Genomic DNA, 12,087 nt, shown 5'->3' on the forward strand with positions numbered 1-12,087 from the left:
ATGGCAGGCCGGGGCGACAATTCGAAAGCAAGGCCGGCCGGTGTCGTGGACGTGGAGCCGTTCCGCCGCGCACTGACCGGCTGCATCCGTTCGATTGCCGGGGATTCGGAAATCGAGGTCGTGTTTGCCAACGAGCGTCCGGGGCTTGCCGGAGAGCGCGTGCGGCTGCCGGAAATCTCCAAGCGGCCGACACGCCAGGAACTGGCGATCACCCGCGGTCTCGGCGATTCGATGGCGCTGCGCAAGGCCTGCCACAACCCCCGCATTCATGCGACCATGTCGCCGCAGGGGGCGGACGCAAGGGTGATCTTCGATGCCGTCGAGCAGGCGCGTGTCGAGGCGATCGGCGCGCTGCGCATGACCGGCGTGGCCACCAATCTGACGTCGATGCTCGACGACAAATATGCCCGCGCCAATTTCGGCACTATCGACCGGCAGGCGGATGCGCCGCTGGAAGAAGCCGTGGCGCTGATCGTGCGCGAAAAGCTCACCGGCCAGAAACCGCCTGCCTCCGCCGGTCAGGTGCTGGACCTCTGGCGTGATTTCATCGAGGAAAAAGCCGCCGGCGACATGGCCAACCTGTCGGCCGCCGTCAACGATCAGCAGGCGTTTGCCCGTGTCGTGCGCGACATGCTGACATCGATGGAAGTCGCCGAGAAATATGGCGATGACGATGTCGAGCCCGACGACCAGGACAGCCAGACCGACGAGGACCAGCCGCGCAGCCAGGAAGAGGATGAAAACAGCTCCGACGAGGATGCCGGTTCCGACGCTGCCCCCGCCGACGAGAACGAGACCGCCGACGAGCAGATGGACGAAGGCGAGATGGACGGCGCCGAAATCTCCGAAGAGGAGATGTCGGATGACGGCGAGGACGACAGCGAGACGCCCGGCGAGGTCAAGCGCCCGAACCATCCCTTCGACGATTTCAACGAAAAGGTCGATTACGGCGTCTTCACCGAAGAATTCGACGAAACCATCACGGCCGAGGAACTCTGCGACGAAGCCGAACTCGAGCGCCTGCGTGCCTTTCTCGACAAGCAGCTGGCCCATCTGCAAGGCGCCGTCGGCCGGTTGGCAAACCGGCTGCAGCGCCGCCTGATGGCGCAGCAGAACCGTTCCTGGGAATTCGACCTGGAAGAGGGCTATCTCGATTCGGCGCGGTTGACGCGCATGATCATCGATCCGATGCAGCCCTTGTCGTTCAAGCGCGAGAAGGACACCAACTTCCGCGATACGGTCGTGACGCTTTTGATCGACAATTCCGGCTCGATGCGTGGCCGGCCGATCACGGTCGCCGCCACCTGCGCGGACATCCTTGCCCGCACGCTGGAGCGCTGCGGCGTCAAGGTCGAGATCCTCGGCTTCACCACCAAAGCCTGGAAGGGCGGGCAATCGCGCGAAAAGTGGCTGGCCAGCGGCAAGCCGCAGACGCCGGGCCGCCTCAACGACCTGCGCCACATCATCTACAAGTCCGCAGACGCCCCCTGGCGCCGCGCCCGCCGCAATCTCGGCCTGATGATGCGTGAAGGCCTGCTCAAGGAAAATATAGACGGTGAGGCGCTGATCTGGGCGCATAACCGGCTGCTTGGCCGCTCCGAGCAGCGCCGTATCCTGATGATGATCTCGGATGGTGCGCCGGTTGACGATTCGACCCTGTCGGTCAATCCGGGCAACTATCTCGAGCGGCATCTGCGCGCCGTCATCGAACAGATCGAAACGCGTTCCCCAGTCGAATTGCTGGCCATCGGCATCGGTCATGACGTGACGCGTTACTATCGCAAGGCCGTGACCATTGTCGATGCAGACGAGCTCGCCGGCGCGATGACCGAGCAGCTGGCCTCGCTGTTTGACGACGAGAGTTCCCGCCGCCGGGCCGCGCCCGCGCGCCGGCGGGCGAGCTGACAATACTGTCGGGCCGGGGCGCTCAGTGCCGCCCCGGTCTTGCCTGCCATATTGCGTGTTGATTTTGCCGGAGCCGCTTTGCGCTCCATGCCGGCATGCCGGAAGGATTTCCTTTGAACACGACACTGATTAAGGCTGCCGCCTTTTCCCTGACACTGGCCACCATGCCGTCGGTCGCGGCAACATTGCCGGTGTCGGAAGTCGTCCCGGTGAAAAGCCGGCAGATCGACAACTTCAAGATCGGCTCGGACCAGAAACTGTTCGGCAAGCTGGAATTCATCGGTGGCATCGAGATGTCGTCGTCGAACGCTCTGCTTGGCGCGATCTCGTCGATCCGCTTTCGCCCCGACCGGAAATCCTTCCTCGCGGTCATGGATACCGGCCATTGGGTTGAAGGGAAAATTGAGCGCGACCAGGCGGGCCGGCTGGCGGGCGCCAGCGATCTGACGGTCACCTCGATGATTGATGCCAATGGCCGGTCCGAACAGGTCAAGGAGCGGATGGATTGCGAGGGCTTGGCGCTGCGCGACGGCGCGGTGCTCGCCAGCTATGAGGGACTTCACCGCGTTGATGCCTATCCCGATCCCGGCTTTGCCCAGTCCGGGCCTGTCGCGACCTTGCCGCTTCTCATTCCCGAGCAATCACTGGGCGGCAATCGCGGGCTTGAAACCATCGCCGTTTCGCCGAAGGACAGCCCGCTTGCCGGCGGCGTCACTGTTGTGGCCGAGCGGAGCTTCGACCCGGCCGGCCATCTCCTGGCCGCCGTGCTCGATGGCCCCCGCAAGGGCATTTTCGGTGTCGTTCGGAAAGGGCCGTTCGCGGTGACCGACGGTGCGTTCCTGCCCAATGGCGACCTGTTGATTCTGGAGCGTCGCTTCAGCTTTGCCGAGGGTATCGGCATGCAGATACGCCGTATCAAGGGGGGCGACATCAAGCCCGGCGCGGTGGTCGATGGCGAAATCCTTTTGAACGCGGACATGGGCTACCAGATCGACAATATGGAAGGTCTGGATGTCGTCATTGAGCCCGGCGGCGACATCCGCATCATCATCGTTTCCGATGACAACCACTCCATCCTCGAGCGCAACCTGATGCTGGAGTTCCGGCTGGTCGAAATAGAAACAGCACAGGAAAAAACCCGCACCATGTAATGATGCGGGTTCCACGTCTTTATTCCGTTTTCGAAATCAGGCTCCGGCCTTCACAGTCGGCATCGGCTTGATCACGTTCATCAGTGCGCCATAGGGCAACAGCATCACCAGGCCGACAATGATCTTGACGCTGAGATCGCCGAGCGCCCAGGAGATCCAGCGCGGCGCTTCTGCCGTCAGGACGCCGAGGATCGGGGCGCTTTCGAGCGCGAACGGATCGTTGGGGCCGAAGAAGACGAAGAAGGCGGCGAAGGCGAAGGAAAAGAAAATCGCCGTATCGAGGAAGGATCCGAACAGCGAGCCGACCAGCGGCGCGCGCCACCAGCTCTGTGCCCGCAGCTTGTTGAACACCGAGATATCGAGAAGCTGGCCGAGCAGGAAGGCAGAGCCGGACGCGATAGCGATGCGCGGTGTTGCCACCAGCACCGACAGGACGACGGCAACGGCAAAACCTGCGACCACGACCTTGCGGGCGGTGCGCGGTCCGAACTGGCGGTTGGTGAGATCGGTAACCAGAAAGGCGACTGGATAGCTGAAGGCGCCCCAGGTCAGAAGGTCACCCAGCTGCATGCCGGCGATCGAGCCGGGCAGGGGGTACTGGACCAGGACATTGGAGGCTACGACCACCAGGGTCATCAGCGCGACATAGGTCATGAACGTGCGGTTTGTCAGCATTTTTTTATCCTGGGGTATGCCACCAGTTGGAGTCATCTGAATCCGCTGTTCACCGTGCTTTAAGCCAGGCAAGCCGCGAACGGTTCACTGCAAACGGCACACGAGAAAAAGGCCCGCCGGTTGCCCTGGCAAGCCTTTTAATCAGTGTAGCCAAGTGTGCCGATTAAGCGGCGACAGCGACGGCTTCAGCCGTCTTCTTGACGATCTGGCGGCGCAGCAGGCGAGCGCGCATCGACAGCTCGACTTCGTCAGCCTTGATCAGGAATGCGTCGAGACCACCGCGATGTTCAACCGAACGCAGGGCTGCGGCCGAAACGCGCAGACGGTAACGCTGGCCGAGCACGTCGGAAATCAACGTAACCTGGCACAGGTTCGGAAGGAACTTGCGCTTGGTCTTGTTGTTTGCGTGGCTCACATTGTTGCCCGACTGGACGCCCTTGCCGGTCAATTCGCAACTACGGGACATGATGCACCTATTTTTCTTTTCGCCTTCGGTCCATGCGTTGGCGGGCCATAAGCCCAGGCCGCATTCCGTTGGCCATGATTGGAAAGTTGCGGTTCTATAGTCAGCGAGAGCCGCGGCGTCAAGCCAAACCTTCGTTTTCCGGGAAAAACTCTTGGGAAACGTCGAGTCTTTCAGGCCGGAGAAGCCGATCTGTTTGGATTCTCTTCGCCCGTATACATCTTTGCAGCAGCGAATTCCAGTTTATATAGCCTTGGATTAATGCTTGTGGCGAAAGCCGGGGCACGGCGCAGAAATGCCGTAAACCGGCCGTATCGGCTAATGTCGCGTGAACGGGAATGGGAAGGGCATCTGCAATGAACTGGCGCATCGGTGTCTTCGCGCTTCTGGCGTTTGCCACGGCAACGTTTTCCACAGGCACGGTTTATGCTGTCGAAGTGACGCATAATACCGACTACAGCATTTCGCTGGCCGGCTTGCCGATTGCCCGGGCGTCGTTCCATACCCAGCTCAAGGCCAACCGCTATACCATTTCCGGCACCATGAACTCGGCCGGGCTCGCCGATATTTTCGCCCAGACGTCGGGCGAGACCTCGGTGTCGGGTGTCGTCGGCCGCGACCGGTTGAGCGCCTCGGAATATCGGGTCCGCTACCAGAGCGGCAAGAAGGGCCGGGCGATCGACGTCCAGTTCCGCGACGGCGATGTCATGTCCGCCTCGATGAAGCCGGCGCGCCGGATCCCGAAGAACTGGGTGCCTGTGACCAAGGCGGATATGCGCAATGTCGTCGATCCGCTGTCCGGCCTGATCTTTCCGGCCGATACGCGGGTCTGCCCGAAAAGCGTGCCGATCTTCGACGGCGAATCGCGCATGGACCTGAAACTCTCGCCGAAGGGCACCAAGCCCTTCAAGACGGAGGGCTTCCAGGGCGATGTCATCGTCTGCGGCATCAAGTTCGTGCCGAAATCCGGCTACCGCAAGGGACGCGACGACGTCGATTATTTGCGCAAGCTGGAAACCATGGAAATCTGGTTTGCCAAGGCCGATGCGGTCAACGTATATGCTCCGGTCTATGTCAGGATTCCGACCAGTCTCGGCCCGGTGACCATCTGGGCGACGCGGTTCGGAAGCTGACGATCCATATGGTCGGGGTCAAGTGCATGAAAGTTCAAGCGCATGAAAGTTAAGGCGACGCTGATCGGTTTTTCGGCGATCCTGATGTGGTCTCTGCTGGCCCTGTTCACGGCCGCATCCGGCACCATGCCGCCCTTCCAGCTTTCGGCCATCTGCTTTTCCATCGGCAGCATTCCCGGCCTTGTGGTGCTGACCCTCAAGCCGGAACGGCTGGCGCTTCTCAAGCAGCCCGCAAAGGTCTGGATCGTCGGCATTGCCGGCCTGTTCGGCTATCATTTCCTCTATTTCACGGCGCTTCGCAACGCGCCTGCGGTCGAAGCCGGGCTGATCGCCTATCTCTGGCCGCTTTTGATCGTCGTCGGTTCGGCATTGCTGCCGGGCGAACGGTTGCGCTGGTATCACGTTGCCGGTGCCATCTGCGGTCTTGCCGGCACGATCCTGATTGTTGCGCGCAACGGCGTTCAGTTCGATGATGCCTACGTCATGGGCTACAGCGCGGCTCTGGCCTGCGCCTTCACCTGGTCCGGCTATTCGCTGCTGACGCGGCGGTTCGAGGCCGTCTCGACGGATGTCGTCACCGGCTTTTGCCTGGCCACGGCGGCGCTGTCGTTCCTGTGCCATCTTGGGCTAGAAACGACGGTCTGGCCGGAAACGGCAACGCAGTGGATCGCCGTTGCGGGTCTCGGCCTCTTGCCGGTCGGTGCTGCCTTCTATGCCTGGGATTATGGCGTCAAGAACGGCAATATCCAGATCCTCGGCGTTGCCAGCTATGCCGCGCCGGTTCTCTCGACGCTGGTGCTGATCGCTTTCGGCTTTGCCGAGCCATCCTGGCGTATCGCGCTCGCCTGCCTGTTCGTGACCGGCGGCGCGGTTCTTGCGGCCAAGGACATCATTTTCCGTAATCGCTCTGTCGAGACGCAGCCCGCCGAGTAGGGCTAATACCAAGTCTCTATCATCGAGACTTGGTATTACGCTTCGGGCGGTTGCCAATCCGCTGGCGCCATCTCGAAGGCGGAAAAATCGAAACCCGGCGAAACGGTACAGCCGACCAGCGTCCAGGCGCCGAGCGAGGCCGCCGATTGCCACCAGTTGGCCGGCACGACCGCCTGTGGCAATTCGCCAATCAGGAGGTTTGAGCCGAGCTTGACGGTCGTGGCCGGCTTGCCATCCTCAGCGATGCTGAGCGCCAGCGGTGCGCCGGCATAGAAGTGCCAGACTTCGGCCGCATCGCGCACGCGGTGCCAGTGCGAGCGCTCGCCGCGCTCCAGAAGATAGTAGATGGCGGTGGAATGGCCGCGCGGGCCGCCCGCCTTGTCCTTGAACGTCTGAATATACCAGCCGCCTTCCGGATGGCGCTCCATGTTCAGCGTTTCGATAATGGCTTGCGCCGACAGCGGCAGTTGCACGTCCATCAGAAATTGTCCTTGCGTTTGCGGATTTCGGCAAAGACCTCGGCATCCGATGCTTTGTCCATCCTGAGATGCGCCCTTATCCCGGCGTCATGCGGCCGCAGGAAGGGGTTGGTGGCTTTTTCCAGCCCCAGTGTCGTCGGGGCGGTAAAGATCCCCTTGGCGCGCAGGGCGTCGATTTCGGCGGCCCGGGCTTTCAGGGCCGCGTTGTCCGGATCCACCGTTACGGCAAAGCGCGCATTGGCCTGCGTGTATTCGTGGCCGAAATAGACCACCGTGTCGTCCGGCAGCGCCATCAGTTTTTGCAGCGAATTCCACATCTGCGCCGGCGTGCCTTCAAACAGGCGGCCGCAGCCAAGTGCAAACAGCGTGTCGGCGGAAAACAGCAGCTTGTCGTCGGGGAAGTAGAAACAGATATGCCCGGCCGTATGCCCCGGCGTTTCGAAAACACGCACCCTGTGGCCTGCAAAATCGAATTCACCGCCGTCGCCCACGGTCGTGTCGATACCCGGAATTTTCGACGCCTCGTTTTTAGGGCCGATGATCGTCGCGTCGTAGCGCGTCTTCAGCGTCAGGTTGGCGTCCACATGGTCGAGATGGTGGTGGGTGGTCAGGATATGGGTCAGCGTCCAGCCACGGCGCTTCAGCGCCGCCAGGATGGCCGCTTCCTCAGGAGCATCGACAGAGGCGGTGGCGCCGCTTGCCGGATCGTGGATGAGCACACCGAAATTATCGGTGCGGCACGGGAAGAGTTCGATATCGAGATTGGCCATGGTGGTATTCCTGCAGACGGAATGTCGTTGTGGCGAATGTAGTGACCGCCGCCTTGAAGTCCACCCGTTCCAGTCTGATACCAAGGATCAATGATGGAAATCCATAGGATGGCTCATACTGGCCTTTCGGCTAGGCGCGGGCCGAAGAGCGATGCGTCGCATCGGTCAAGGGACGCAACGACGCCGAAAGGCCAGTATGAGCCACTTTCGGTCGGCTTCTCTTCGTCTCCGGCGGCGTCGAGGCTCTTGCACGATGCTCTTGCATCGTGACTGCGACCCACTCCTCGCCGGAAACGAAGATCGAGCCGATCCTATGGGTTCCCATCAGTGATCCTTGGTATAACATGAAGGCATGCACGCAGATATCGTCGACCTTCGCCAGTTCTATCATTCCCGACTCGGGCGCTTTGCCGAACAATCGATCAGCATGGCGCTGTCGTCGGTCTGGGCACGCTTGCCGGAGGAGCGGCTGGTCGGGCTTGGCTATGCCGTCCCTTATCTCGATCGCTTTCGCGCCGATACCGAGCGCACCTTCGCCTTCATGCCGGCGGGCCAAGGGGCGGTGAATTGGCCGGTGGCCGAACTCTCCACGACAGCGCTGATCTTCGATGAGGAGCTGCCGCTCCCCGATTCGTCTGTAGACCGGGTACTGATGGTGCATTCGCTGGAATTCGCGGAAAACCCGCGCGAAACGATGAAAGAGCTCTGGCGTGTTCTGGCGCCTGGCGGCCGTCTGGTGATCGTCGTGCCGAATCGCCGCGGCGTCTGGGCCCGCATGGAGCACACGCCCTTCGGTTCCGGCCGGCCCTATTCGCGCGGGCAGCTGACTGCCCTTTTGCGCGAAACCAATTTTACGCCCGGTGCTTCCGCCGATGCGCTGTTCTTTCCACCCTCCAAGCTGAAATTGATCCTGAAGATGCGCCAGGCCTTCGAGCGGCTTGGCCGCTCGCTCTGGCCGGTCTTTTCCGGGGTCATCATCGTCGAGGCGCAGAAACGGCTCTATCAGGGCCTGCCGGTCGCGGCCCGCGCCTCGCGCCGCGTCTTCGTGCCGGTGCTGGCACCGCACGGCGTGCCGACGACGCGGGAAAAGCCGTTTGGGCAGGCGCATCGAATCGATTTGTGACTTAGCGCCACACTCGACAAAAACCCTCTGCCCCGGTATTGGCTGAACGTCATTTTCCCCGCCGTGAAAGCTGATCCCATGAGCACAGACACCAAGAGCCCAACGCCACGCCCCGGTATTCTCGATATTGCCGCTTACGTGCCGGGCAAGGAACATGCGCCGGGTGTCGCCAAGGTCTATAAGCTGTCCTCGAACGAGACGCCGCTCGGCCCAAGCCCGAAGGCGATCGAAGCCTTCCAGAAGGCGGCGGCCAAGCTTGAAATCTATCCCGATGGTCAGGCGATCGAACTGCGTGAAGCGATCGCCTCCGTCTATGGCCTGAACATTGCCAACCTGATGTGCGGCAATGGTTCCGACGAACTGCTGGGTCTGCTCTGCCACGTCTATCTCGCCCCCGGCGATGAGGCGATCATCACCGAGCATGGCTTCCTCGTCTACAAGATCCAGATTATGGGGGCCGGCGCGACACCGGTCACGGTCCCGGAAAACGAGTGCCAGGTGACCGTCGATGCCATCCTGGCCGCGGTGACGCCGAAGACCAAGATGGTGTTCCTTGCCAATCCCGGCAATCCGACCGGCACCTATGTTCCGGTCGATGAAGTGCGCCGCCTGCAGGCCGGCCTGCCGAAGAACGTCATTCTGGTTCTCGACGCGGCCTATGCGGAGTATGTCCGCCGCAACGATTATGAGGCGGGCCTTGAACTGGTGTCGTCCAACCAGAACGTGGTGATGACCCGCACCTTCTCGAAGATCCACGGGCTTGCAGCGCTCAGGATCGGCTGGATGTATGCGCCGCTTGCCATCATCGATGCGCTGAACCGGGTGCGCGGGCCGTTCAACATGAACGCGCCAGCGATTGCCGCCGGTGCCGCCGCGATCCGCGACCAGGCTTTTGCGGCGACTGCCGTCGAGCACAACCAGCTTTGGCTCGGCAAGCTCACCGGCGCGCTCTCTGCGCTGAACCTGCGCGTCACGCCGTCGGTCACCAATTTCGTTTTGATCCACTTCCCGGATATCGACGGCAAGCGGGCGCGGGATGCCGACGAGTTCCTGACCAGCCGCGGCTTCATCCTGCGGGCGGTTCGCGGCTATGGCCTGCCCAATGCGCTGCGCATGACCATCGGCTCGGCGGAGGCCAATGAGGGCGTGATCGCCGCGCTCACCGAGTTCATGGGCCGGGCGTGATGGCAAAGCAGTTTAAAACCATCGCACTGATCGGCATCGGCCTGATCGGCTCGTCGATTGCCCGCGAGATCAAGGACAAGGGCCTTGCCGGCTCCGTCACCGTCTCGACGCGCAGCGAAGCGACATTGAAGCGGGCGCAGGAACTGAACCTCGGCGACCGCTACACGACATCGGCCGCCGAGGCGGTCAAGAATGCCGACCTGGTCATCGTCTCGGTGCCCGTCGGTGCCTCCGGCGCCGTTGCCGCCGAGATCGCCGCCAACCTGAAGCCGGGGGTGATCGTCACCGATGTCGGCTCGACCAAGGGCTCGGTGATCGCCCAGATGGCGCCGCACATGCCGCCGGGCGTACACTTCATTCCGGGCCATCCGATTGCCGGTACCGAATATTCCGGCCCGGATGCGGGCTTCATCGGCCTGTTCAAGGGTCGTTGGTGCATCCTGACGCCGCTGCCGGATACCGACGAAACGGCCAAGGCCAGGCTGCGCACCTTCTGGGAAACGCTGGGCTCGATGGTCGATGACATGGACCCGGAACACCACGACAAGGTTCTGGCGATCGTCTCGCACCTGCCGCACATCATCGCCTACAACATCGTCGGCACGGCCGACGATCTGGAGGCGGTGACCGAATCGGAAGTGATCAAGTATTCCGCTTCCGGTTTCCGCGATTTCACGCGTCTGGCGGCTTCAGACCCCACCATGTGGCGTGACGTCTGCCTGCACAACAAGGATGCGATCCTGGAGATGCTGGCACGGTTTTCCGAGGATCTCGCCTATCTGCAGCGGGCGATCCGCTGGGGCGACGGCGACAAGCTGTTCGACCTCTTCACCCGCACCCGTGCCATCCGCCGCTCGATCATTCAGGCCGGTCAGGACACCGAGATGGCCGACTTTGGCCGCCACGCAATGGATCAGAAGTAACCGGCCGCAGTGTCTTGCGCAGCCCCACCTAACCCTCTCTCCGTAAACGGGGGAGAGGGGACTGGCTCGGAGGCTGCCGCCTATCCCTTCGCCCCGCTTACGGGGAGAAGGTGCCCGACAGGGCGGATGAGGGGCCTTTAGCCGAACACCCTCAAAGCTGCGGCAGTTCGCCGATCGGGAAGAAGGCGAGGAAGGCGATCCCGTCGCGGACGTTGAGCTTGACCGTCGCCTCGTTCTTGCCGTCGGCCAGCGCCGTCAGCATGTTGGCGATATTGTTGACCATGACCGTACCATCTTCGTCGGTGAACACCTTGACGAGGTTTTGACGCCAGCCCTCGATATTCTTCATGGTGACGCTGAATTCTCCCGAGATCAGCCCCTGGCCGTTGACGCTGAACGGGCCTGATGCGGTGGTGACCATGCCGTTGCCGAGGTCGAGCGTCAGGTTGCGCATCTCGCCCTTGCTGTTGCGCAGGGCCTCAGGCTTCCATCCGCCCCTCTGCATCAAGGTGGCGCGATCGACGAGTGTCATGTCGGTGCTGGCGTTGACGGGCGGCAGCAAGCTCAATCCGTTGTCCAGTTTCAGATCGAATGTGTCGACACTCAGGGCTGCATCGAGATCCGGTCCGTTCTGGCGCAGATGTGCCTCGCCATGCCCGGCATTGAATATCACTTTATGTGTGTCGCCCGGTGCCGCATCGTCCTCGAAAGCCGGCAGCATGGCCGTGCCGGCCAGTCGGTCGTAGGTGATCGAGGTGCGGTTCAGGCCCGATAGCGTTGCCTGTATGCTCGCATGCATCAGCGCCCAGTCGGCAGAGACCGTCAGGCCGGGCGAGACGCGAATTTCCGCGGGGCCGTCGAGTTCGATGACGGCATGTCCCGGCCGATAGACCTGGGCTGCCGAGCGCAGCGCGCCGAAGGACGCGGAAGCGCCGCGTGCGATGTCATCGAGGCGCACGCTGTCGCAGAACAGGCCGACGCGGAACGGAAAGCCGCGCACGCTCATGGCGTCGCATTCCGCCGATACGCCGCCCTTCCTTTTCTCGGTGAGAAACGCCGCCAGCCGTGTCTCTATCTGGCTGGCCGCCAGAAACCATGCACCGGAATAGACGATCAGGAACAGCACGATGCCGATCGCCAGCCGTTTGATCTTGCGGCTACCGGTAGAGGCTTCGGCAATATCTGCTGCGGTCATGGTCTGCTCCGGGTCTGTCGTTCGTTCGCGACGTTGCGACAAGGGAATTTCGGTCTGCTGATCTGGCGATCCGCTGTTGCATGCGCTCCAAAATCGTTCAGGAAATCGATTCCGATTGCCGGGCGGATGCGTTAGAAAAGCACCAGGATGAT

Annotated in this window: 12 protein-coding genes; 7 read left to right on the plus strand and 5 right to left on the minus strand. The window is 62.0% G+C overall.

The genetic code is table 11. The annotated features are described in order from the left end of the window. Complete coding sequence (cobT, locus tag AC1D17_RS04565; RefSeq protein ID WP_477564218.1) at window positions 1-1,905, plus strand: cobaltochelatase subunit CobT; 1,905 nt, start codon at window positions 1-3, stop codon at window positions 1,903-1,905. Between the two features lie 95 nt (window positions 1,906-2,000). Continuing rightward, a complete protein-coding gene (locus tag AC1D17_RS04570; protein ID WP_477564219.1) occupies window positions 2,001-3,056 on the plus strand; it encodes an esterase-like activity of phytase family protein in 1,056 nt (351 codons plus the stop codon). Window positions 3,057-3,092: 36 nt separating this feature from the next. Here the strand turns inward: AC1D17_RS04570 and AC1D17_RS04575 are convergent, their stop codons facing one another. Next, a complete protein-coding gene (locus AC1D17_RS04575; RefSeq protein ID WP_477564220.1) occupies window positions 3,093-3,731 on the minus strand; it encodes a queuosine precursor transporter in 639 nt (212 codons plus the stop codon). Between the two features lie 163 nt (window positions 3,732-3,894). Then, a complete protein-coding gene (gene rpmB, locus AC1D17_RS04580) occupies window positions 3,895-4,197 on the minus strand; it encodes a 50S ribosomal protein L28 (protein ID WP_037099739.1) in 303 nt (100 codons plus the stop codon). Window positions 4,198-4,550: 353 nt separating this feature from the next. On the opposite strand from rpmB, the gene AC1D17_RS04585 reads away from it, so the two are divergent. Both AC1D17_RS04585 and yddG read left to right on the plus strand, forming a co-directional pair. Then, window positions 4,551-5,327, plus strand: a complete 777-nt coding sequence (locus tag AC1D17_RS04585; protein WP_477564221.1) for a DUF3108 domain-containing protein — start codon at window positions 4,551-4,553, stop codon at window positions 5,325-5,327. Window positions 5,328-5,369: 42 nt separating this feature from the next. Further along, window positions 5,370-6,260: an aromatic amino acid exporter YddG gene (gene yddG, locus AC1D17_RS04590; RefSeq protein WP_477564222.1), complete on the plus strand. Its 891-nt coding sequence runs from the start codon at window positions 5,370-5,372 to the stop codon at window positions 6,258-6,260. Window positions 6,261-6,295: 35 nt separating this feature from the next. On the opposite strand, the gene AC1D17_RS04595 is transcribed toward yddG, so the two are convergent. Together AC1D17_RS04595 and gloB are read right to left on the minus strand one after the other, a co-directional pair. Next, entirely contained in the window at window positions 6,296-6,739 is a 444-nt protein-coding gene (locus AC1D17_RS04595; protein WP_477564223.1) for a cupin domain-containing protein, read from the minus strand. Next, complete coding sequence (gene gloB, locus AC1D17_RS04600; protein ID WP_477564224.1) at window positions 6,739-7,509, minus strand: hydroxyacylglutathione hydrolase; 771 nt, start codon at window positions 7,507-7,509, stop codon at window positions 6,739-6,741. Before gloB ends, AC1D17_RS04595 begins: the two co-directional genes overlap by 1 nt. A 352-nt stretch (window positions 7,510-7,861) precedes the next feature. Here gloB and AC1D17_RS04605 point away from each other — a divergent pair, with 352 nt between their 5' ends. The 3 genes from AC1D17_RS04605 (at window position 7,862) to AC1D17_RS04615 (ending at window position 10,740) form a co-directional block, all read left to right on the plus strand. Then, complete coding sequence (locus AC1D17_RS04605; RefSeq protein WP_477564225.1) at window positions 7,862-8,632, plus strand: class I SAM-dependent methyltransferase; 771 nt, start codon at window positions 7,862-7,864, stop codon at window positions 8,630-8,632. A 78-nt stretch (window positions 8,633-8,710) separates the two neighbouring features. Further along, a complete protein-coding gene (gene hisC / locus AC1D17_RS04610) occupies window positions 8,711-9,817 on the plus strand; it encodes a histidinol-phosphate transaminase (RefSeq protein WP_477564226.1) in 1,107 nt (368 codons plus the stop codon). After that, window positions 9,814-10,740 carry a prephenate/arogenate dehydrogenase family protein gene (locus AC1D17_RS04615; protein WP_477564227.1) on the plus strand — a complete coding sequence of 309 codons (927 nt, stop codon included), beginning with the start codon at window positions 9,814-9,816 and terminating at the stop codon, window positions 10,738-10,740. Before hisC ends, AC1D17_RS04615 begins: the two co-directional genes overlap by 4 nt. A 151-nt stretch (window positions 10,741-10,891) precedes the next feature. Here the strand turns inward: AC1D17_RS04615 and AC1D17_RS04620 are convergent, their stop codons facing one another. Then, entirely contained in the window at window positions 10,892-11,935 is a 1,044-nt protein-coding gene (locus AC1D17_RS04620) for a DUF2125 domain-containing protein (RefSeq protein WP_477564228.1), read from the minus strand. Window positions 11,936-12,087: the final 152 nt, after the last annotated feature.

The sequence above is a fragment of the Pararhizobium sp. P1_E7 genome, from assembly GCF_056405855.1.

What these genes read in the sequence shown, in the direction of transcription:
- AC1D17_RS04620 (WP_477564228.1), bottom strand. Translation starts at nt 11,935, where the DNA reads ATGACCGCAGCAGATATTGCCGAAGCCTCTACCGGTAGCCGCAAGATC.
- AC1D17_RS04595 (WP_477564223.1), bottom strand. Translation starts at nt 6,739, where the DNA reads ATGGACGTGCAACTGCCGCTGTCGGCGCAAGCCATTATCGAAACGCTG.
- AC1D17_RS04575 (WP_477564220.1), bottom strand. Translation starts at nt 3,731, where the DNA reads ATGCTGACAAACCGCACGTTCATGACCTATGTCGCGCTGATGACCCTG.
- rpmB (WP_037099739.1), bottom strand. Translation starts at nt 4,197, where the DNA reads ATGTCCCGTAGTTGCGAATTGACCGGCAAGGGCGTCCAGTCGGGCAAC.
- yddG (WP_477564222.1), top strand. Translation starts at nt 5,370, where the DNA reads ATGAAAGTTAAGGCGACGCTGATCGGTTTTTCGGCGATCCTGATGTGG.
- cobT (WP_477564218.1), top strand. Translation starts at nt 1, where the DNA reads ATGGCAGGCCGGGGCGACAATTCGAAAGCAAGGCCGGCCGGTGTCGTG.
- AC1D17_RS04570 (WP_477564219.1), top strand. Translation starts at nt 2,001, where the DNA reads ATGCCGGAAGGATTTCCTTTGAACACGACACTGATTAAGGCTGCCGCC.
- hisC (WP_477564226.1), top strand. Translation starts at nt 8,711, where the DNA reads ATGAGCACAGACACCAAGAGCCCAACGCCACGCCCCGGTATTCTCGAT.
- gloB (WP_477564224.1), bottom strand. Translation starts at nt 7,509, where the DNA reads ATGGCCAATCTCGATATCGAACTCTTCCCGTGCCGCACCGATAATTTC.
- AC1D17_RS04585 (WP_477564221.1), top strand. Translation starts at nt 4,551, where the DNA reads ATGAACTGGCGCATCGGTGTCTTCGCGCTTCTGGCGTTTGCCACGGCA.
- AC1D17_RS04605 (WP_477564225.1), top strand. Translation starts at nt 7,862, where the DNA reads ATGCACGCAGATATCGTCGACCTTCGCCAGTTCTATCATTCCCGACTC.